The sequence below is a fragment of the Comamonas sp. JUb58 genome, from assembly GCF_004364775.1.
Lineage (GTDB): Bacteria > Pseudomonadota > Gammaproteobacteria > Burkholderiales > Burkholderiaceae_C > Comamonas.
Genome location: NZ_SOAL01000001.1, coordinates 1 through 21,299, shown reverse-complemented (window position 1 = coordinate 21,299; position 21,299 = coordinate 1). Strand labels below are relative to the sequence as shown.

General features: G+C 60.3%; 22 protein-coding genes and 1 tRNA gene. All 23 read left to right on the top strand.

All coding sequences use genetic code 11. The annotated features are described in order from the left end of the window. Positions 1-13: 13 nt before the first annotated feature. The 23 genes from secG to EDF71_RS00005 all read left to right on the top strand — a co-directional run bounded on the left by secG (position 14) and on the right by EDF71_RS00005 (position 21,161). Complete coding sequence (gene secG, locus EDF71_RS00115; RefSeq protein ID WP_133854622.1) at positions 14-490, top strand: preprotein translocase subunit SecG; 477 nt, start codon at positions 14-16, stop codon at positions 488-490. Positions 491-606: 116 nt separating this feature from the next. Next, positions 607-691 (top strand) — tRNA-Leu (locus EDF71_RS00110). Positions 692-764: 73 nt separating this feature from the next. Continuing rightward, on the top strand, positions 765-1,124 hold the full coding sequence (locus EDF71_RS00105) for an NADH-quinone oxidoreductase subunit A (protein ID WP_021028557.1): 360 nt from the start codon (positions 765-767) through the stop codon (positions 1,122-1,124). A 22-nt stretch (positions 1,125-1,146) separates the two neighbouring features. Further along, complete coding sequence (locus tag EDF71_RS00100; RefSeq protein WP_021028558.1) at positions 1,147-1,626, top strand: NADH-quinone oxidoreductase subunit B; 480 nt, start codon at positions 1,147-1,149, stop codon at positions 1,624-1,626. 8 nt (positions 1,627-1,634) lie between these two features. After that, positions 1,635-2,243, top strand: a complete 609-nt coding sequence (locus EDF71_RS00095; protein ID WP_133854621.1) for an NADH-quinone oxidoreductase subunit C — start codon at positions 1,635-1,637, stop codon at positions 2,241-2,243. A gap of 27 nt (positions 2,244-2,270) precedes the next feature. Further along, entirely contained in the window at positions 2,271-3,524 is a 1,254-nt protein-coding gene (locus tag EDF71_RS00090; protein WP_133854620.1) for an NADH-quinone oxidoreductase subunit D, read from the top strand. Next, the gene (nuoE, locus tag EDF71_RS00085; RefSeq protein WP_133854619.1) at positions 3,521-4,012 is read left to right on the top strand and encodes an NADH-quinone oxidoreductase subunit NuoE; all 492 of its coding nucleotides are present in this window, start codon (positions 3,521-3,523) and stop codon (positions 4,010-4,012) included. Before EDF71_RS00090 ends, nuoE begins: the two co-directional genes overlap by 4 nt. Next, complete coding sequence (gene nuoF / locus EDF71_RS00080) at positions 4,009-5,364, top strand: NADH-quinone oxidoreductase subunit NuoF (protein WP_133854618.1); 1,356 nt, start codon at positions 4,009-4,011, stop codon at positions 5,362-5,364. The genes nuoE and nuoF overlap by 4 nt, the downstream gene beginning before the upstream one ends. A gap of 14 nt (positions 5,365-5,378) precedes the next feature. Further along, positions 5,379-7,493: an NADH-quinone oxidoreductase subunit NuoG gene (nuoG, locus tag EDF71_RS00075; RefSeq protein ID WP_133854617.1), complete on the top strand. Its 2,115-nt coding sequence runs from the start codon at positions 5,379-5,381 to the stop codon at positions 7,491-7,493. Beyond that, the gene (gene nuoH / locus EDF71_RS00070; protein ID WP_133854616.1) at positions 7,490-8,566 is read left to right on the top strand and encodes an NADH-quinone oxidoreductase subunit NuoH; all 1,077 of its coding nucleotides are present in this window, start codon (positions 7,490-7,492) and stop codon (positions 8,564-8,566) included. Before nuoG ends, nuoH begins: the two co-directional genes overlap by 4 nt. A 15-nt stretch (positions 8,567-8,581) precedes the next feature. Next, positions 8,582-9,094: an NADH-quinone oxidoreductase subunit NuoI gene (nuoI, locus tag EDF71_RS00065; protein ID WP_021028565.1), complete on the top strand. Its 513-nt coding sequence runs from the start codon at positions 8,582-8,584 to the stop codon at positions 9,092-9,094. Positions 9,095-9,129: 35 nt separating this feature from the next. Then, on the top strand, positions 9,130-9,798 hold the full coding sequence (locus EDF71_RS00060; protein ID WP_133854615.1) for an NADH-quinone oxidoreductase subunit J: 669 nt from the start codon (positions 9,130-9,132) through the stop codon (positions 9,796-9,798). Continuing rightward, a complete protein-coding gene (gene nuoK, locus EDF71_RS00055; RefSeq protein ID WP_133854614.1) occupies positions 9,795-10,103 on the top strand; it encodes an NADH-quinone oxidoreductase subunit NuoK in 309 nt (102 codons plus the stop codon). Before EDF71_RS00060 ends, nuoK begins: the two co-directional genes overlap by 4 nt. Before the next feature lie 28 nt (positions 10,104-10,131). Continuing rightward, on the top strand, positions 10,132-12,171 hold the full coding sequence (gene nuoL, locus EDF71_RS00050) for an NADH-quinone oxidoreductase subunit L (protein ID WP_133854613.1): 2,040 nt from the start codon (positions 10,132-10,134) through the stop codon (positions 12,169-12,171). 12 nt (positions 12,172-12,183) lie between these two features. Continuing rightward, positions 12,184-13,653 (top strand): NADH-quinone oxidoreductase subunit M, encoded by a 1,470-nt coding sequence (locus tag EDF71_RS00045; protein ID WP_133854612.1) that lies wholly within the window; start codon positions 12,184-12,186, stop codon positions 13,651-13,653. Positions 13,654-13,680: 27 nt separating this feature from the next. Further along, positions 13,681-15,174 carry an NADH-quinone oxidoreductase subunit NuoN gene (nuoN, locus tag EDF71_RS00040; protein ID WP_133854611.1) on the top strand — a complete coding sequence of 498 codons (1,494 nt, stop codon included), beginning with the start codon at positions 13,681-13,683 and terminating at the stop codon, positions 15,172-15,174. Positions 15,175-15,205: 31 nt separating this feature from the next. Continuing rightward, positions 15,206-15,532: a DUF2818 family protein gene (locus EDF71_RS00035; RefSeq protein ID WP_133854610.1), complete on the top strand. Its 327-nt coding sequence runs from the start codon at positions 15,206-15,208 to the stop codon at positions 15,530-15,532. A gap of 4 nt (positions 15,533-15,536) precedes the next feature. Continuing rightward, the gene (locus tag EDF71_RS00030) at positions 15,537-16,055 is read left to right on the top strand and encodes a DUF1178 family protein (RefSeq protein ID WP_133854609.1); all 519 of its coding nucleotides are present in this window, start codon (positions 15,537-15,539) and stop codon (positions 16,053-16,055) included. A 328-nt stretch (positions 16,056-16,383) separates the two neighbouring features. After that, the gene (locus EDF71_RS00025; RefSeq protein ID WP_021028573.1) at positions 16,384-17,154 is read left to right on the top strand and encodes an ABC transporter ATP-binding protein; all 771 of its coding nucleotides are present in this window, start codon (positions 16,384-16,386) and stop codon (positions 17,152-17,154) included. 1 nt (position 17,155) lies between these two features. Further along, a complete protein-coding gene (locus EDF71_RS00020) occupies positions 17,156-17,878 on the top strand; it encodes an ABC transporter ATP-binding protein (protein ID WP_133854608.1) in 723 nt (240 codons plus the stop codon). Positions 17,879-17,953: 75 nt separating this feature from the next. Further along, positions 17,954-19,150 (top strand): ABC transporter substrate-binding protein, encoded by a 1,197-nt coding sequence (locus EDF71_RS00015; RefSeq protein ID WP_133854607.1) that lies wholly within the window; start codon positions 17,954-17,956, stop codon positions 19,148-19,150. 133 nt (positions 19,151-19,283) lie between these two features. After that, complete coding sequence (locus tag EDF71_RS00010; protein WP_133854606.1) at positions 19,284-20,168, top strand: branched-chain amino acid ABC transporter permease; 885 nt, start codon at positions 19,284-19,286, stop codon at positions 20,166-20,168. Positions 20,169-20,177: 9 nt separating this feature from the next. Then, on the top strand, positions 20,178-21,161 hold the full coding sequence (locus EDF71_RS00005) for a branched-chain amino acid ABC transporter permease (protein ID WP_133854605.1): 984 nt from the start codon (positions 20,178-20,180) through the stop codon (positions 21,159-21,161). Positions 21,162-21,299: the final 138 nt, after the last annotated feature.

The following is a 21,299-nucleotide window of genomic DNA, read 5'->3' as shown; positions in this document are numbered from 1 at the left end:
AAAAGGGTAGATGATGGTAACGATTCTGTTGACGATTCAAATGCTGGCAGCACTGGTCATGATTGGCCTGGTGCTGGTGCAGCATGGCAAGGGTGCCGACGCGGGTGCTGCCTTTGGCAGCGGCAGCAGCGCTGGCAGCCTGTTCGGTGCTTCCGGTAGCGCCAACTTCCTCTCGCGCAGCACGGGCGTGCTGGCGGCGGTGTTCTTTGTCACGACCCTGGGTCTGGCCTACCTGGGCAATGCCCGCCCGACCTCGGCCGGTAGCGTGCTGGAAGGCCCTGCTGCGACGATCCCGCAGTCGAGCGCTCCCGTGGACGCGACCATTCCTCCTGCTTCCACGCCTGCACCAGCTGCAGCCCCTGCGGCACCTGCTGCTGGTGCTGATGCCTCGGTGCCTGCCGCTGGCGCTGCTGCACCAGCTGCCGATGCCTCCGTGCCTGCTGCTGCTCCGGCAGCACCTGCCGAGCCAGCACAGCCTGCTGGCAAATAACTCAACTATTTGAAAAGAATCCCTTTAGTCAGGGTTTTTCCAGAGTAGAATCTGAGTCTGTCTGGTGAGCAGATTGCAAGCAAAAGCAATCGATGCTTGCCAGGCAAGTCAAATCAGCCGTCGTGGTGAAATTGGTAGACACGCTATCTTGAGGGGGTAGTGGCGAAAGCTGTGCGAGTTCGAGTCTCGCCGACGGCACCAACACAATAAAAGGCCTGCCTGGGTCGCGTCTTGTGCTTACCTGGGTTGGCTCCTGCGGTGAGTAGACATCAAGATGAGCCTCGAACAGTACCTCCCGGTCCTTTTGTTTATCCTAGTTGGAGCAGGCGTTGGCCTCGGTCCTCTAGTCATAGGCTACATCCTCGGACCCAATCGCCCGAACGCGGCGAAAAACTCCCCTTACGAATGCGGCTTTGAGGCCTTTGAAGACGCGCGCATGAAATTCGATGTGCGCTACTACCTCGTCGCCATTCTTTTCATTCTCTTCGACTTGGAAATTGCGTTCCTCTTCCCATGGGCGGTTTCGCTGCATGAAGTGGGAATGCCTGGTTTTATCGCGGTTCTCGTGTTCTTGGCCATTCTGGTGGTGGGTTTCGCCTATGAATGGAAAAAGGGCGCGCTGACCTGGGAATAACCGGAAATCAAAAAGGTACACGATGATTGAAGGTGTGTTGGAGAAAGGCTTTGTCACCACGAGCTACGACTCGGTGGTGAACTGGGCCAAGACTGGGTCGATCTGGCCCATGACGTTTGGTTTGGCATGCTGCGCCGTCGAAATGATGCACGCGGCCGCTGCGCGTTACGACATCGGCCGCTTCGGCGCCGAAGTCTTCCGTGCCAGCCCGCGCCAGGCTGACTTGATGATTGTGGCTGGCACCCTGTGCAACAAGATGGCCCCGGCCATGCGCAAGGTGTACGACCAGATGGCTGAGCCGCGTTGGGTGATCTCGATGGGATCCTGCGCCAACGGTGGTGGTTACTACCACTACAGCTACTCGGTGGTGCGCGGTTGCGACCGCATTGTGCCGGTGGACGTGTATGTGCCAGGCTGCCCGCCCACGGCAGAAGCACTGATCTACGGCATCATCCAGCTGCAGCAAAAAATCCGCCGCACCCACACGATCGCGCGCGCCTAGGAGTTGGAATGAGTGTAGAACTGATACAGCCTAGCGTGCTGCAAGAGACGATCGCCCGCGTGCTGGGCGACAAGGCGCGCTCGGTGACCCTGGCGCTGGGTGAAGTGACCGTCGAGGTCTCCGCCTCGAACTACCTGCAAGCCATGCAGCTGCTGCGCGATGCGCCCGAATGCAAGTTCGAGATGCTGATGGACCTGTGCGGCGTGGATTACTCCGCATACAAGGACGTGGGCACCGATGGCCCACGTTTTGCCGTGGTTTCGCACCTGTTGTCGATCAGCCTGAACCAGCGCCTGCGTGTGCGCGTGTTCTGCCAGGACGACGATTTCCCGGTGCTCGACACCCTCAGCCAGCTCTGGGCTTCGGCCAACTGGCTTGAGCGCGAAGCTTTTGACCTGTTCGGCATTGTCTTTGAAGGCCATGACGACCTGCGCCGCATCCTGACCGACTATGGCTTTATCGGTCACCCCTTCCGCAAGGATTTCCCGCTGACAGGCCATGTGGAGATGCGCTACGACCCCGAGCAGGCACGCGTGATCTACGAACCCGTGACGATCGAGCAGCGCGAGATCGTGCCCCGCATTATTCGTGAAGACCATTACGGAGGCCTGCACTGAGGCGCTCTGACCTCACGATGAAGAACCATGGCTGAAATCAAAAACTACACACTCAACTTCGGTCCCCAGCATCCTGCAGCACACGGCGTGCTGCGTTTGGTGCTGGAGCTCGATGGTGAAGTGGTGCAACGTGCAGACCCGCATATCGGCCTGCTGCACCGCGCCACCGAGAAGCTGGCGGAGAGCAAGACCTTTATCCAGTCGCTGCCCTATATGGACCGCCTGGATTACTGCTCGATGATGAGCAACGAACACGCCTACTGCCTGGCTATCGAAAAGCTGCTGGGCCTGGAAGTGCCGATCCGCGCGCAATACATCCGCGTGATGTATTCCGAGATCACCCGCATCATGAACCACCTGATGTGGCTGGGCTCTTCGGGCAATGACGGCGGCAGCTCGACCATTCTGATCTACGCCTTCCGCGAACGTGAAGACCTGATGGACATGTACGAAGCCGTCTCCGGCGCGCGCATGCACGCGGCCTACTTCCGCCCGGGTGGCGTGTACCGCGATCTGCCAGAGAGCATGCCGCAGTACAAGGCCAGCAAGGTGCGCAATGCCAAGGCCATCGAGCAGATGAACAGCAACCGCCAAGGTTCGCTCATCGACTTCATCGATGACTTCACCGCGCGTTTCCCCAAGTGCGTGGACGAATACGAAACCCTGCTGACGGACAACCGCATCTGGAAGCAGCGCAATGTGGGCATCGGCGTGGTCGATGTCGACCGTGCGATGAACCTGGGCCTGACCGGCCCGATGCTGCGCGGCTCGGGCCTGGCCTGGGACATGCGCAAGTCGCAGCCCTACGAAGTCTATGACCGCATGGATTTCGACATCCCTGTGGGCAAGACTGGCGACTGCTATGACCGCTACCTGGTGCGCATTGCTGAAATGCGCGAGTCCAACCGCATCGTCAAGCAGTGCGTGGACTGGCTGCGTGCCAACCCCGGTCCGGTCATCACCGACAACCACAAGGTGGCGCCTCCCGATCGCGAATCCATGAAGTCCAACATGGAAGAGCTGATCCACCACTTCAAGCTGTTCACCGAAGGCTTCAAAGTGCCCGAGGGCGAGGCTTACGCATCGGTGGAGCACCCCAAGGGCGAGTTCGGCATCTACCTGATCAGCGATGGTGCCAACAAGCCTTACCGCCTGAAGATTCGTCCACCAGGATTTGTGCATCTCTCGGCGCTCGATGAAATGAGCCGTGGCCACATGCTGGCCGATGCCGTGATGGTGCTGAGCACCTTGGACATCGTGTTTGGAGACGTTGACCGATGATTACCGAAGCAACAAAAGCACGCTTTGCCCGCGAAGTTGCCAAGTATCCGGCAGAGCAGAAGCAGTCGGCCGTGATGGCTTGCCTGTCTATCGTGCAGCAGGAGCAGGGCTGGGTAAGCCAGGAGAGCGAGGCGGTGATCGCCGAATTCCTGGAGATGCCCGAGATCGCCGTGCATGAAGTGACCACCTTCTACAACATGTACAACCAGCACTCGGTGGGCAAGTACAAGTTGAGCGTGTGCACCAACCTGCCTTGCCAGCTGCGTCGCGGCCGCGAGGCACTCAAGCACCTGGAAGACAAGCTGGGCATCAAGATGGGTGATACCACCGCCGATGGCGTGTTCACCATCGAGCAATCCGAATGCCTGGGCGCCTGCGCCGATGCACCGGTGCTGCTGGTCAATGACCGCCACATGTGCAGCTTCATGGACAACGAAAAGCTGGACCAGCTGCTGACCGGCTTGCGCGCAGCGGAGGACACCAAGTGACTACAGCCGCTCAAATTCTGTCGCAGTTCCAGGCCACCGGCGTGGAAACCTGCTTCCACGATCGCCACATCGAACCCCAGATCTATGCAGGTCTGGACGGCACGAACTGGTCGATCAAAGACTACGAGGCTCGCGGTGGCTACCAGGCCCTGCGCAAGCTGCTGGGCAAGGACGGTGGCGAGGGTCTGACCCAGGACCAGGTCATTGCCACGATGAAGGAATCGGGTCTGCGCGGCCGTGGCGGCGCTGGCTTCCCCACCGGTCTGAAGTGGAGCTTCATGCCCCGCAACTTCCCCGGCCAAAAGCACCTGGTGTGCAATTCGGACGAGGGCGAGCCTGGCACCTGCAAGGACCGTGACATCCTGATGTTCAACCCGCATATCGTGATCGAAGGCATGGCCATCGCCGCGTATGCCATGGGCATCTCGCTGGGTTACAACTACATCCACGGCGAAATCTTCCAGGTCTACGAACGCTTTGAAGCGGCGCTGGAAGAGGCGCGTGCGGCAGGCTACCTGGGTGACAACATCATGGGCAGCAACTTCAGCTTCGAGCTGCATGCCCACCATGGCTTTGGCGCCTACATCTGCGGCGAAGAAACCGCCTTGCTCGAATCGCTCGAAGGCAAGAAGGGCCAGCCCCGCTTCAAGCCGCCATTCCCGGCCAGCTTTGGTCTGTATGGCAAGCCCACGACGATCAACAACACCGAAACCTTTGCGGCCGTTCCCTGGATCATCCGCAACGGTGGTCAGGCCTACCTGGAATGCGGCAAGCCCAACAACGGCGGCACCAAGATCTTCTCGGTCAGCGGTGACGTGAACAAGCCCGGCAACTACGAAGTGCCGATGGGCACGCCGTTCTCCACCTTGCTGGAGCTGGCGGGCGGTGTGCGCACCGGTCGCAAGCTCAAGGCTGTGATCCCTGGCGGATCGTCGGCCCCTGTGCTGCCTGCCGACATCATGATGGCCTGCACGATGGACTATGACTCCATCTCCAAGGCCGGCTCGATGCTGGGCTCGGGCGCCGTCATCGTGATGGACGACTCGCGCGACATGGTCGAGAGCCTGCTGCGCCTGTCCTACTTCTACCAGCACGAGTCCTGCGGACAGTGCACCCCTTGCCGCGAAGGCACGGGCTGGCTGTGGCGCATGGTCGACCGCATCCAGCACGGCCACGGCCGCGCCGAGGATCTGGACAAGCTGGACTCGGTAGCCGGCAACATCATGGGGCGCACGATTTGCGCATTGGGCGATGCGGCAGCGATGCCGGTGCGCGCAATGATCAAGCATTTCCGCCATGAATTCGAAGCAAAGATCAACGCTGCTGAAAAGCAGACCGCTGCTTCTTCCTGATCGCGAGTGAGCATATGGTTGAAATTGAAATAGACGGTCAGAAGGTCGAGGTCGCGGAAGGCAGCATGGTCATGCACGCGGCCGATGCGGCGGGCAAGTACATCCCTCACTTCTGCTACCACAAGAAACTGTCGATCGCGGCGAACTGCCGTATGTGCCTAGTGGACGTCGAGAAGGCGCCCAAGGCGATGCCCGCATGCGCCACGCCCGTGACTCAAGGCATGATTGTGCGCACCACCTCGGACAAGGCGGTCAAGGCCCAGCAATCGGTGATGGAGTTCCTGCTCATCAACCACCCGCTGGATTGCCCGATCTGCGACCAGGGCGGTGAATGCCAGTTGCAGGACTTGGCTGTGGGCTACGGTGCCAGCAGCTCGCGCTACGAAGAAGAAAAGCGCGTGGTCTTCCACAAGAACGTGGGCCCGCTGATCTCGATGGAAGAGATGAGCCGTTGCATCCACTGCACCCGCTGCGTGCGCTTCGGTCAAGAAGTCTCGGGCATCATGGAGCTGGGCATGGTCAACCGCGGCGAGCACGCCGAGATCACCACGGTCGTGGGCGATACGGTGGACTCGGAGCTGTCGGGCAACATGATCGACATCTGCCCCGTGGGCGCGCTCACGAGCAAGCCTTTCCGCTACAGCGCCCGTACCTGGGAACTGTCGCGCCGCAAGTCGGTCTCCCCGCATGACTCCACCGGTGCCAACTTGATCGTTCAGGTCAAGAACAACAAGGTGATGCGCGTTGTGCCTTTCGAGAACGATGCCGTCAACGAATGCTGGATTGCCGACCGTGACCGCTTCTCCTACGAAGCCCTCAACGGCGAAGAGCGCCTGACCGCGCCGATGATCAAGCAAGGCGGCCAATGGCTCGAAGTGAGCTGGCAAGCTGCGCTGGAATACGTGGCCAATGGCATCAAGAGCGTGCAACGCGACCATGGCGCCAGCGCCGTGGGTGCGCTGGTCAGCCCGCACAGCACGCTCGAAGAGCTGTTCCTGGCCGGTGAGCTGGTGCGCTCGCTGGGCAGCCAGAACGTGGACTACCGTCTGCGCAACGCCGATTTTGCCAAGGCAGAAGGCGTGCGCTGGCTGGGCCGCTCGATCGCTTCGCTGTCGGACCTGAACACGGCTTTGATCGTGGGCTCAAACGTGCGCAAGGAGCATCCGCTGTTTGCCCAGCGCATCCGCCAGGCCGCCCGCAAGGGCGCGGTGGTGACCGCCATCCAGTCCAAGGCTTTTGATCTGGCGATTCCGCTGGCCCACCAGGTGGTCACACCTGCTGCGCAGTGGGCCTATGCGCTGTCCTCCGTGGCAGCGGCCATCGCCCAGTCCAAGGGTGTGGAAGCGCCTAACAATGCCGGTACGGTGACGCCTGAGTCCATCGAGATTGCCCGCGCGCTGCAAAACGGCGAGCAAAAGGCCATCCTGCTGGGCAATGCGGTCGCGCACCATGCACAAGCGAGCACCTTGCTGTCGATCGCCAACTGGATTGGCGCGCAGACCGGTGCGACCGTGGGCTTCCTGACCGAAGCGGCCAACACCGTGGGCGCGCAATGGGTGGGTGCTGTGCCCCAGGCCCATGGCATGCACGCTGGCGAGATGCTCGCCGGTGGCGTCAAGGCAGCAATCTTGCTCAACTGCGAACCCGCATTCGACACGGCCGCTGGCAGCCAGGCGCTGCAAGGCTGCGAGATGGTGGTGAGCCTGAGCCCGTTCAAGGCCAACATGGACATCGCCGATGTGCTGCTGCCAATCGCGCCATTCACCGAGACCTCGGGCTCGTTCGTGAACGCCGAAGGCCGTGTGCAGAGCTTCCACGCCGTGGTCAAGCCACTGGGCGATACCCGTCCGGGCTGGAAGGTGCTGCGCGTGCTGGGCAATCTGCTGGATGTTGCAGGCATGGCCTTTGACTCCTCGCAGGATGTGCTGGCCGTGGCCACCGGCTCGCAAGGCCAGGTGCCTGCCGAGCTGCTGTCCAACAGCACCAAGACCAATATGGCAGTGTCGGCACCTGCAGGCCAGGAGCCCGTGGTTGCCAGCATCTACCAACTCGATGGCATCGTGCGTCGCGCGCCGTCGTTGCAAATGACGGCGGATGCCCGCCAATCCTCGGAGGTGGTGGCAGCATGATCGACGCAATCTACAACGGCGGTCTGACCCTGATCGCAGCGGAATGGTGGGCGACCCTGGTCTGGCCAGTGATCTGGAACCTGGTCAAGATCCTGTGCATCGTTCTGCCTCTGATGGGCGCGGTGGCTTACCTGACCCTGTGGGAGCGCAAGCTCCTGGGCTTCATGCAAGTGCGTTACGGCCCCAACCGGGTCGGCCCTTTTGGTCTGCTCCAGCCTCTGGCCGACGGCCTCAAGCTGATGACCAAGGAAATCATCACGCCGACGGCGGCGAGCTCGGGCCTCTACCGCCTGGGCCCGATCATGGCCATCATGCCTGCGCTGGCAGCCTGGGTGGTCATCCCCTTCGGCCCTGATGTGGCGCTGGCCAATGTCAACGTGGGCCTGCTGCTGGTGATGGCCATCACCTCGATCGAAGTCTATGGCGTGATCATCGCCGGCTGGGCATCGAACTCCAAGTACGCTTTCCTGGGCGCGCTGCGCGCATCGGCCCAGATGGTGAGCTATGAAATCGCGATGGGCTTCTGCTTCCTGGTGGTGATCATGGTCACCGGCAGCATGAACCTGACCGAAATCGTGCTGGCCCAGGGCAAGGGCATGATGGCATCGTCGGGTGCCAGCATCCTGTCGTGGAACTGGCTGCCACTGCTGCCGATGTTCATCGTCTACCTGATCTCGGCCGTGGCTGAGACCAACCGCCACCCCTTCGACGTCGTTGAAGGCGAAGCGGAAATCGTGGCCGGTCACATGGTGGAATATTCGGGCATGGGCTTTGCCGTGTTCTTCCTGGCGGAGTACGCGAGCATGTGGCTGGTGTCCATCCTGGCCGTGATCATGTTCCTGGGCGGCTGGTTGCCACCGTTCGATTTCCTGTCCTTCATCCCCGGCTGGATCTGGCTGGCTGCCAAGACGTTCCTGGTGGTGTCGATGTTCATCTGGATTCGCGCTACTTTCCCACGTTTCCGCTATGACCAGATCATGCGTCTGGGTTGGAAGATCTTCATCCCCGTCACCCTGGTGTACCTGGTCTTTGTCGGCGGCTGGTTGCTGTCGCCATGGAACATCTGGAAATAAGCGGAGGAATACAACATGACTACTGCAGTTTCTCCCCGCTCTTTCTCGGTGAAGGATTTCTTCAAGAGCTTCATGCTCTGGGAATTGATGAAGGGCATGGCCCTGACCGGTCGCTACACGTTTGCGCGCAAGATTACGGTCCAGTTCCCCGAAGAGAAGACACCGCTGTCGCCCCGTTTCCGTGGCCTGCACGCGCTGCGCCGCTATGAAAACGGCGAAGAGCGTTGCATTGCCTGCAAGCTCTGCGAAGCCGTCTGCCCCGCCATGGCGATCACGATCGAGTCCGATGTGCGTGATGACGGCTCACGCCGCACCACCCGTTACGACATCGATCTGACCAAGTGCATTTTCTGTGGCTTCTGTGAAGAAAGCTGCCCGGTTGACTCCATCGTGGAAACCCAGATTCTGGAATACCACGGGGAAAAGCGCGGCGACCTGTACTTCACCAAGGAAATGCTGCTGGCCGTGGGCGACCGTTACGAACCTGAAATTGCTGCAGCCAAGGCTGCGGACGCAAAGTACCGCTAACGCGGCACTTGGAGAATGATCGAAAAGAGCCCCACATGGATGTCACAACTGGTTTTTTCTATCTGTTCTCGGTAGTGCTGCTGTACGCGGCATTCCGAGTGATTACTTCCCCAAATCCGGTGCTCGCTGTGTTGCACCTGATGTTGGCGTTCTCTCAGGCAGCCGGTATCTGGTTGCTGCTCAAGGCGGAGTTCCTGGCCATCGTGCTGGTGATGGTCTACCTGGGCGCTGTCATGGTGCTGTTCCTCTTCGTGGTGATGATGCTGGATATCCGCATCGACCAGCTGCGCAAGAACTTCTGGAAGAACTTCCCGCTCGCAGCGGTGATTTTTGCCATCGTCGCGTTTGAAATGGGTGTGGTGTTGATCGGTGGCTTCAGCGCCATTGATGCGCCCAAGGCCATTCCTGCGGTGATGGATGCGGCTGGCAATGTCGTGCCTTACAGCAACGTCAAGGCGCTGGGCACCATGCTCTACACCGAGTATCTGTTCCCTGTGCAAGTGGCTGCGGTCATCTTGCTGGTGGCGATGATTGCCGCGATTGCCCTGACCCTGCGCCAACGCAAGGACTCCAAGGCTATCGATGCATCCCTGCAAGTGCGCGTGCGTGCTTCGGATCGTCTGCAATTGGTCAAAGTCGAGGCCAGCAAGCCGCCAGCACCGTTGGTGCCGCCTGCTGCTGATGCCGAGGAGAAGAAGGTATGACGCTCACACTGGGTCATTTTCTGACGTTGGGCGCGATGCTGTTCGCGCTGTCCGTGGTCGGTATCTTCATGAACCGCCGCAACCTGATCGTGCTGCTGATGGCCATCGAGTTGATGCTGCTGGCCGTGAACACGAACTTTGTTGCCTTCTCCCACTACCTGGGAGACATGCACGGCCAGATCTTCGTGTTCTTCATCCTGACCGTTGCGGCGGCGGAGTCGGCAATTGGGTTGGCAATCTTGGTGTTGCTGTTCCGTAACAAATCCACCATTGATGCGGAAGATCTCAACTCCCTGAAGGGTTGAGGCACCCATACTTGCAAGGTTAAGAAGAATGAGTCAAACCCTTTCTGCTTCAACACTGTTGGCGGTGCCTTTGGCGCCCCTGGCAGGATCTTTGCTGGCAGGCATTTTCGGCACCGCCCTGGGCGGTAACCGCATCGGCCGCGTTGGCAGCCGCACGCTCACCATCCTGGGTGTGTTCATTGCCTTCGTCATCTCTGCGATGACGTTCCAGAGCGTGGTGTTTGAAGGTGCGACCTTCAACCAGACGCTCTACACCTGGATGACCGTCGGGTCGCTGAAGATGGAGATCGGTTTCCTGATCGACTCCATCACCGCGATGATGATGTGCGTGGTGACCTTCGTGTCGCTGATGGTGCACATCTACACGATGGGCTACATGGAAGAAGACGAAGGCTACGACCGCTTCTTCTCGTACATCTCGCTGTTCACCTTCTCCATGCTGATGCTGGTGATGAGCAACAACCTGCTGCAGCTGTTCTTCGGCTGGGAAGCAGTGGGCCTGGTGTCTTACCTGTTGATCGGTTTCTACTTCAAGAAGGAAACCGCGATCTTCGCCAACATGAAGGCCTTCGTGGTCAACCGTGTCGGTGACTTCGGCTTCATCCTGGGCATCGGCCTGATCGCTGCCTACACCGGCACCCTGAACTACACCGAAATCTTCGCCAAGAGCCAGGAACTGAACGGCATGACCCTGCCAGGTTCTACCTGGTCGTTGATGACGGTGATCTGCATCTGCCTGTTCATCGGTGCGATGGGCAAGTCGGCCCAGTTCCCGCTGCATGCCTGGCTGCCCGATTCGATGGAAGGTCCTACCCCCATCTCGGCACTGATCCACGCGGCCACGATGGTGACCGCCGGTATCTTCATGGTCTCGCGCATGTCGCCGCTCTATGAACTGTCCGATACCGCGCTGAACTTCATCCTCGTGATCGGCTCGATCACCGCGCTGTTCATGGGTATCCTGGGCATCATCCAGAACGACATCAAGCGCGTGATCGCGTACTCCACCTTGTCGCAGCTGGGTTACATGACCATTGCGCTGGGCGTGTCGGCCTACTCGGTGTCCGTGTTCCACCTGATGACGCACGCCTTCTTCAAGGCACTGCTGTTCCTCGGCGCAGGCTCGGTCATCATGGGCATGCACCACAACCAGGACATCCGCTGGATGGGTGGCGTGCGCAAGTACATGCCCATCACCTGGATCACCTTCCTGCTGGGTAACCTGGCGCTGATCGGTACGCCGTTCTTCTCGGGCTTCTACTCGAAGGACGCGATCATCGAAGCGGTACACGCCTCGAACCTGCCTGCCGCCGGCTTTGCCAACTTTGCCGTGCTGGCTGGTGTGTTCATCACCGCGTTCTACTCGTTCCGCCTGTACTTCATCGTGTTCCACGGTAAAGAGCGCTACGACCAGAACCCCGATGCCCACCACGATGACCACCATGGTCATGACGACCACCATGGCCATGGCCACGATGCCAAGCCGCATGAGTCGCCTTGGGTGGTGACCCTGCCGCTGGTGCTGCTGGCGATCCCTTCGGTGGTGATCGGTGCGATCGCGCTGATGCCCATGCTGTTCGGTGATTTCTTCAAGGGTGTCATCTATGTGGATGGCAGCAAGCACGGCGCAATGGCCGAGCTGGCCGAGAAGATCCACGGCTGGATTCCGATGGCACTGCACGGCTTCACCGCTGCGCCGTTCTGGTTGGCGCTGGCTGGTGTGGTGACCTCTTATGTGTTCTACATGGTCAAGCCTGAGATTCCTGCGGCCATCAAGCGCATGAGCGAGAAGGTCGGCCTGTACCAGGCGCTGGAAGGCAAGTACGGTGTGGACTGGGTCTACGAAAACATCTTCGCCCGCGGCTCGCGCGTGCTGGGCGGCGTGTTCTGGAAGGTGGGCGACCAGGGTCTGATCGATGGCCTGATCGTCAACGGTTCCTGGAAGGTCGTTGGCCGCATCTCCGCTCTGGTGCGCTGGCTGCAGACGGGTTATGTGTACCACTACGCATTGGTCATGATTCTGGGTATCTTCCTGGCCATGACGTACTTCGTGCTGCTCAACAAGTAAGGAAGAAGAAAAATGGGATTGTTGAGTCTTGCAATTTGGACGCCCATCGTCTTTGGTACGGTCCTGCTGGCCTTTGGCAAGCAGGAGCAAGCCAAGATGGTGCGCTGGATCGCACTGGTCGGTGCGCTGATAGGCCTCTTGGTCACCTTGCCGCTGTACACCGGCTTCCAGCTGGGTACGTCGGCGATGCAGTTCGTCGAGAAGGCGTCCTGGATTCCACGCTTCGGTATCAACTACTACCTAGGCGTTGATGGCATCTCCTTCTGGTTCGTGCCACTGACCGCCTTCATCACGGTGATCGTGGTGCTGGCGTCCTGGGAGTCGATCACCGAGCGCGTGAACCAGTACATGGGTGCGTTCCTGATCCTGTCGGGTCTGATGATCGGTGTGTTCTCCGCACTGGACGGTCTGCTGTTCTACGTGTTCTTCGAAGCCACGCTGATCCCGATGTACCTGATCATCGGTATCTGGGGCGGCCCGAACCGCATCTACGCCGCTTTCAAGTTCTTCCTGTACACCCTGATGGGTTCGCTGCTGACCTTGATCGCACTGCTGTACCTGTACACCAAGGCCGGTAGCTTCGAGATTCTGGCCTGGCACCAGCTGCCGCTGACGATGACCGAGCAGACCTTGATCTTCTTTGCCTTCTTCGCTGCATTTGCGGTGAAGGTGCCGATGTTCCCGGTCCACACCTGGCTGCCCGACGTTCACGTCGAAGCGCCTACCGGTGGTTCTGCCGTGCTGGCCGCGATCATGCTGAAGCTGGGTGCCTATGGTTTCCTGCGTTTCTCCATGCCCATCGCTCCTGATGCGTCGCACGAATGGGCCTGGCTCATCATCGCGCTGTCGCTGGTGGCTGTGATCTATGTGGGTCTGGTGGCGATTGTGCAGAAGGACATGAAGAAGCTCGTGGCTTATTCGTCCGTCGCACACATGGGCTTTGTGACCCTGGGCTTCTTCATCTTCAATGACATCGGTGTCATGGGTGGTCTGATGCAGATGATTGCCCACGGCTTTGTGTCGGGCGCGATGTTCCTGTGTATCGGCGTGCTGTACGACCGCGTGCATTCGCGTGATATCGCTGCCTACGGCGGCGTGGTCAACACCATGCCCAAGTTCGCTGCCTTTGCACTGCTGTTTGCGATGGCCAACTGCGGCCTGCCAGGCACCGCCGGTTTCATCGGCGAGTGGATGGTGATCCTGGGCGCCACCAAGTTCAACTTCTGGATTGGTGTGCTGTCGGCCACCGCGCTGATTCTGGGCGCTGCCTACACGCTGTGGATGTACAAGCGCGTGTACTTCGGCCCCATCGCCAATGACCATGTGCGCGAGCTCAAGGACATCGGTTGCCGCGAATTCCTTATCCTGGGCATCTTGGCTGCTGCCGTGCTGATCATGGGTATCTACCCCGCGCCGTTCACTGATGTGATGGGTGCCTCGGTAGCCGACCTGCTCAAGCATGTCGCCGTGTCCAAGCTGTGATGGTCAGACAGAATTGAGAGACTTGAGATGATTGATAACATCAGCTGGCTGGCTATCTATCCTGAAATCGTGCTGTTGGTGATGGCCTGCGTCATCACCCTCGTGGACCTGGGCGTCAAGAGCCCGGGCCGCACGCTCACCTACGTGCTATCGCTGCTGACCCTCGGGGTCGTGGCGGTGATCACCGGTATCTACGCCGCCAATGGCAACACCTTCTACGCCTTTGGCAACATGGTCGTCTCGGACGCCATGGGTAACTGGCTCAAGTGCGCTGCGGCCATCGCGATGGCCGTGACCCTGGTGTATGGCCGTGGTTACTCGCGTGACCGTGGCATGCTCAAGGGCGGTGAGTACTTCATCCTGTCGCTGCTGGCGCTGCTGGGCATGAACGTGATGATCTCGGGCAACAACTTCCTGATCATCTACCTGGGCCTGGAGCTGCTGACCCTGTCGAGCTACGCGCTGGTTTGCCTGCGCCGTGACAACAACGCTGCGGTGGAAGCTGGCATGAAGTACTTCGTGCTGGGTGCCCTGGCGTCGGGTTTCCTGCTGTACGGCCTGTCGATGATCTACGGTGCCACGGGTTCGCTCGATATTGGTGAAGTGTTCAAGGCGGTGAACTCCGGCCTGATCCGCCACCAGGTGCTGGTCTTCGGTCTGGTGTTTGTGGTCGCTGGTCTGGCCTTCAAGCTGGGTGTGGTGCCTTTCCACATGTGGGTGCCTGACGTCTACCAAGGCGCACCAACGGCTATCACCATGATCGTGGGCGGCGCGCCCAAGCTGGCAGCCTTTGCCATCGTGATCCGCCTGCTGGTGGACGGCCTGCTGCCGCTGGCCTTTGATTGGCAACAGATGCTGGGCGTGCTTGCCATCCTCTCGCTGCTGATCGGTAACCTGGCAGCTATCGCCCAGACCAACATCAAGCGCATGCTGGCCTACTCGACCATCTCGCAAATGGGCTTTGTGCTGCTGGGTCTGATGTCCGGTGTGGTCAATGGCAATGTCGAAGCGGCTACCGCTGGCAACGCCTACAGCGCCTCGATGTTCTACGTCGTAAGCTATGTGCTGACCACCCTGGCTACCTTCGGTGTGATCCTGCTGCTGGCCCGTGAAGGCTTCGAGAGCGAAGAGATCGCCGACTTTGCCGGTCTGAACCAGCGCAGCCCGCTGTACGCTGGCGTGATGGCGATCTGCCTGTTCTCGATGGCTGGTATTCCTCCGCTGGTGGGCTTCTACTCGAAGCTGGCCGTGCTGCAGGCGCTGGTGGCATCGGGCAGCGGCCTGTACATTGCGCTGGCTGTGTTTGCGGTGATCATGTCGCTGATCGGCGCCTTCTACTACCTGCGCGTGGTCAAGGTCATGTACTTTGACAAGCCCATCACTGCCGCCAAGGTGCATGCACCTCTGGACGTGCGTGCCGTGCTGGTCGTCAATGGCGCGCTGGTGCTGATCCTGGGTATCATGCCCGGCGGTCTGATGAAGCTGTGCTCTGACGCCGTGCTGCGCGCGCTCGCCAGCTAAGCTGTCCTACCTTTAGCCCTGCAAAGCCCGCATGTCTATCACTGCATCCATTTGGCTGGTGATCGTGGCGGGCTTTGTTGCGGCCAATCTTCCGTTTCTGAATCAACGCATCCTGGCCGCAGGGCCGGTATGCCATGACGGCGGCAGTGCCAGCAAGGCACTGTGGATCCGCCTGGTTGAGCTGGTCGTGCTGTACTTCCTCATCGGGGCCTTTGCGATGCTGCTTGAAGGCCGTGCTGGCCAGCGCAGCAGCCAGGGTTGGGAGTTCTATGCCGTCACCGGCACCTTGTTCCTGACCTTTGCCTTCCCCGGTTTTGCCTACCAGTACCTGCTGCGCAAGGTGAGCCGAGCGGGGTAAGCCTGTGAAGGTTTTCAACCTGCGCTGCCCTTTGGGCCATATCTTTGAGGGCTGGTTCGCCTCGGAGGCCGCTTTCGAGCAGCAACAAAGCCAGGGCTGGCTCAGCTGCCCGATGTGCAACTCGCACGAGATCGTCAAAGGCCTGAGCGCCCCGCATCTGGCGCGCAAATCCAATTCCCTGGCCCCGGCGGCGCCTGCTGCGCCGGCCTCATCTGCTGCAGCCCCTGCACAGCCCGCCAGCGCGCCGGCGGCATCCTCGCCATCCCAGCCCCCTCATAACCCGCTCAGCGATGCCCAGCGCCTGCAACAGGCCTGGCTGGAGCTGTCGCGCCAGGTCATCGCCAATACCGACGATGTGGGCAGCGGCTTTGCCGACCTGGCCCGGCAGATGCATGAGGGCGAGGTCGATGTCCGGCCCATCCGTGGCACCGCCACCCCGGAGGAGCAGCGCGCCCTCGTCGATGACGGCATCGACGTGCTGCCCCTGCTGCTGCCTGAAGCCAGCAAACACCGTCTGCAATAAGCCTCTTCTGTCGCCTAAGCAGCAGCCAGCTTGGCTTGCATGCTGCCGCCTCCATGATGCACAGCGCGTATGGAGGGGGCGGAGCAGGGCGCTAACATTGTCGCCCATGCTTGATTTTGATGACAAAAAGACGACCGCTTGTCCCTCAGGTGACTATCAAAAAGTGAGCGCATAAAGCCCACGGGTTAACGCGTACGCAGCCTCACCTACAGGCTTTCCCCAGTGTTGCATTGCAGTATTCTTTCCTAGTATTGGCAGCATCGAAGCGACGTATATTTCCATCCAGGAAAGGCGTCGCACTTTTTTCCAGCGAAGCGGTGCGGTGCCCATGAGTGATGTCATTCTTCAAACCCGAGATCTCACCAAGGAGTTTCGGGGATTCACAGCAGTCAGCAATGTCAACCTGTCGGTGCAGCGGGGCTCGATCCATGCGCTGATCGGCCCCAATGGTGCCGGCAAGACGACATGCTTCAACCTGCTGACCAAGTTTCTGACGCCCACCAAGGGCATCATCCATTTCAACGGCACGGACATCACCAGCGAAGAGCCGGCCCAGATTGCCCGCCGTGGGGTGATCCGCTCCTTCCAGATCTCGGCCGTGTTTCCGCACCTGAGCCTGATGGAGAACGTGCGCATCGCCTTGCAGCGCAAGCTGGGCACCTCCTTCCACTTCTGGAGCAGCGAGCGCACCCTGGACAAGCTCAACGGCCGTGCCGTGGCCTTGCTCGAAGAGGTGGGCCTGGCCCATCTGGCCGACGAGATCACCCTGAACCTGCCCTATGGCCAAAAGCGTGCGCTGGAGATTGCCACCACCTTGGCGATGGAGCCCGAGCTGATGCTGCTCGACGAGCCCACCCAGGGCATGGGCCATGAGGACGTGGAGCGTGTCACCCAGCTGATCAAGAAGGTGTCGGCCGGCCGCACCATCTTGATGGTCGAACACAACATGAAGGTCATCTCCACGATTGCAGACCGCATCACGGTGCTGCAGCGCGGAGCCATCCTGGCCGAGGGCGACTACCAGACCGTGTCGCAGAACCCCCAGGTGATGGAAGCGTATATGGGAACCACCGACGGCCAGCTGCAGGGAGCGCACTGACATGAATGAGAAAAACGGAGTGCCTGCACTGGAGATCAGCGATCTGCACGCCTGGTATGGCGAATCGCATGTGCTGCATGGCGTGAACATGCGCGTGATGCCAGGCGAGGTGGTGACCCTGCTGGGCCGCAATGGCGCGGGCCGCACCTCGACGATGCGCGCTGTGATGGGCCTGACCGGAGCGCGCAAGGGCTCGATCAAGATCAATGGCGTTGAAACCATCCAGATGCCGACGCACAAGATTGCGCATCTGGGCCTGGGTTACTGCCCGGAAGAGCGCGGCATCTTCGCCAGCCTCTCCTGCGAAGAAAACCTGATGCTGCCGCCGGACCTGAAAACCGGCTCGGCCGGCATGTCGGTCGAAGAGATCTACGAGATGTTCCCCAACCTGGCCGAGCGCCGGCACAGCCCAGGCACGCGCCTGTCGGGCGGCGAGCAGCAGATGCTGGCGGTGGCCCGCATCCTGCGCACCGGCGCCAAGCTGCTGCTGCTCGATGAGATCTCTGAAGGCCTGGCCCCCGTCATCGTGCAGGCGCTCGCCCGCATGATCGTGAACCTGCGAGCCAAGGGCTACACCATCGTGATGGTGGAGCAGAACTTCCGCTTTGCCGCGCCGCTGGCCGACCGCCTCTATGTGATGGAACACGGCCAGATCGTCGAGCAGTTCAGCTCGGGTGAGCTTGAAGGCAAGATGCCTTTGCTCAACACCTTGCTGGGGGTCTAGGCCCAACTTTTTGCAACCCTGGCGCAGCGCAGACTGCCGCCATGTATTGAGAACAGATATTTTTTAGGAGACAAGATGAAAGCAAAGCTCAAAGCCATTGCCCAGGTGGCATGTTTGGTCGCCCTGTCCGCAGGCGCTGCCCAGGCACAGGAAAAGGTGAAGATCGGCTTCATCACGGACATGTCCAGCCTCTACGCTGACGTGGAAGGCAAGAACGGCGCCGTCGCCATCCAGATGGCCATCGATGACTTTGGTGGCAAGGTGCTGGGCCAGCCTATCGAGATGGTCTCGGCCGACCACCAGAACAAGGCCGACATCGCTGCCTCCAAGGCGCGCGAGTGGATCGATACCGCCGGCGTGACCATGCTGTTCGGCGGCACCAACTCCGGCACGGCGCTGGCCGCTGCCAAGGTGGCCCAAGAGAAAAAGCGCGTCTACTTCAACAGCGGCGCGGGCTCGTCGGCACTGACCAATGAGCAATGCAGCCCCTATACCGTGCACTACGCCTATGACACCGTGGCCCTGGCCAAGGGCACCGGCGGCGCGGTGGTGGACCGTGGCGGCAAGGCCTGGTTCTTCCTGACGGCCGACTACGCTTTCGGCCATTCGCTGGAAGCGGACACCACCGCCGTCATCAAGGCCAAGGGCGGCCAGGTGCTGGGATCGGTGCGCCACCCGCTCAACGCTTCTGACTTCTCGTCTTTCCTGCTGCAGGCGCAAAGCTCCAAGGCCCAGATCCTGGGTCTGGCCAATGCTGGTGGCGACACCATCAATGCCATCAAGGCCGCGCGTGAGTTCGGCATCAACAAGACCATGAAGACCGCCGGTCTGCTGGTCTTCCTGTCCGACATCCACAGCATGGGCCTGAAGAACACCGAAGGCCTGCTGCACACCACCAGCTGGTACTGGGACCTGAACGACGAGACGCGCAAGTTCGCCGACAAGTTCTTCGCCAAGACCAAGCGCATGCCTACCGATCTGCATGCTGCTGACTACTCGGCCACGATGAACTACCTGAAGGCTGTCGAGGCCGTCAAGACCACCGATGCCGACAAGGTCATGGCCTACCTGAAGAGCACGCCGCTGAACGACTTCTACGGCAAGGGTGTCATCCGCCCCGATGGCCGCTACGCGCACGACATGTACCTGGTCGAAGCCAAGTCGCCTGCCGAATCCAAGAAGCCCTGGGATTACCTGAAGGTCCTGTCCACCCTGCCTGCGGACCAGGTCTGGACGACCAAGGCCGAATCCAAGTGCGCGCTCTGGAAGTAAGCACCGCTCACACGTAAGCTGCGTCTTTGCTGCCCGCTGCGGCACCCGTCCATCGCTGATGGCCCGGGTGCCGATGGCCCAGGCAGCCTGACGCCAGCCGTGTTGTGTTCATTCACCGACTCGTGAGCTTTTCATGGAAATTTTTGGTATCTCATTACCGGCCTTGATGAGCCAGCTGCTGCTGGGTCTGGTCAATGGCTCGTTCTATGCCATTCTCAGTCTGGGATTGGCCGTGATCTTTGGCCTGCTCAACGTGATCAATTTCGCCCACGGCGCTTTGTTCATGCTGGGGGCCATGTTCACCTGGATGGCGGCATCGTACTTCCAGATCAATTACTGGGTGATGCTGCTGCTGTCGCCGATTCTGGTGGGCATCATCGGGGTGCTGATAGAGCGCTTCCTGCTGCGCCATATCTACAAGCTCGACCACCTCTACGGCCTGCTGCTGACCCTGGGTCTGTCGCTGCTGATCGAAGGCGTGTTCCGCTCGATCTACGGTGTCTCCGGCCTGGGCTATGACACGCCCGAACTGCTCGAAGGCGCCACCAACGTTGGCGTGATGCTGTTGCCCAACTACCGCATGTGGGTGGTGGTGGCCTCGCTGATCGTCTGCTTTGCCACCTGGTTCGTGATCGAGAAAACCCGCCTGGGTGCCTACCTGCGCGCCGGTACCGAGAACCCGCGTCTGGTCGAGGCTTTCGGTGTCAACGTGCCGCTGATGATCATGCTGACCTATGCCTTTGGCGTGGGCCTGGCTGCCTTTGCCGGCGTGCTGGCTGCTCCGGTCTACCAGGTCACGCCGCTGATGGGCCAGAACCTGATCATCACCGTGTTTGCGGTGGTCGTGATCGGCGGCATGGGCTCCATCATGGGTGCCATCGTCACCGGCCTGGCACTGGGCGTGATCGAAGGCCTGACCAAGGTCTTCTACCCGGAAGCCTCGGCCACGGTCGTGTTCGTGATCATGGTCATCGTGCTGCTGGTGCGCCCGGCTGGCCTGTTTGGCAAAGCGAAGTGAGGTGAGGGGATGAATTCCAAGAAGTTTGCCAAACTGGGTTATGGGCTGCTGCTGCTCGGCATGATCGCTGCGCCGTTCATGGGTGCCTACCCCGTGTTCGTGATGAAGCTGATGTGCTTTGCACTGTTTGCCTGTGCCTTCAATCTGCTGCTGGGCTACACCGGTCTGCTGTCCTTCGGCCATGCCGCCTTCTTTGGTGGTGCGGCTTACGTAACCGGCCATGCGATCAAGGTCTGGCACCTGACGCCGGAGCTGGGCATTCTGTTCGGCGTGGTGTTCGGCGCCTTGCTGGGTGTGGTGTTCGGCTGGCTCGCGATTCGCCGCCAGGGGATTTATTTCTCGATGATCACCTTGGCGCTCGCGCAGATGCTGTTCTTCGCCTGCCTGCAAATGCCCTTTACCGGTGGTGAGGACGGCCTGCAAGCGGTGCCGCGCGGCAAGCTGTTTGGCCTGCTGAGCCTGGAGAGCGACTGGACCATGTACTACGTGGCCCTGGCCATCGTAGTGCTGGCCTTCCTGCTGATCATGCGCACGGTGCATTCGCCTTTCGGTCAGGTGCTCAAGGCCCTGAAGGAAAACGAACCACGTGCCATCTCGCTGGGCTACGACGTCAACCGCTTCAAGCTGCTGGCCTTTGTCATCTCGGCGGCACTGGCCGGCCTGGCAGGCTCGCTCAAGACCGTGGTGCTGGGCTTTGCCACCTTGACCGACGTGCATTGGACGGCATCCGGCCAGGTCATTCTGATGACCCTGGTGGGCGGCCTGGGCTTGCTCTCTGGTCCGATCATCGGCTCGGCTGTCATCGTCGCGCTGGAGAACAAGATCGGCGATATCGGCACCTGGCTGTCGCGCTTGACCGGCGTCGAATGGTTCAACACCTTGGGTGAGTCGGTGACGATCGTGACCGGCCTGATTTTTGTGATCTGTGTGCTGGCATTCCGCCGCGGCATCATGGGCGAGTTGATCGCCTTCATTGACCGCAAGAAGAAATAGCGGAGGGTCGCAGACGCGCCCAAGTCAAAGGCCTGCATTGTGAACTGCACCCCAAAAGTTGGACACCAGTCCAACCTTTGGGGTGTTTTTCATGACGAAATACGATGAGAGCTTCAAGCTCAAGATGGTCCAGAAGTA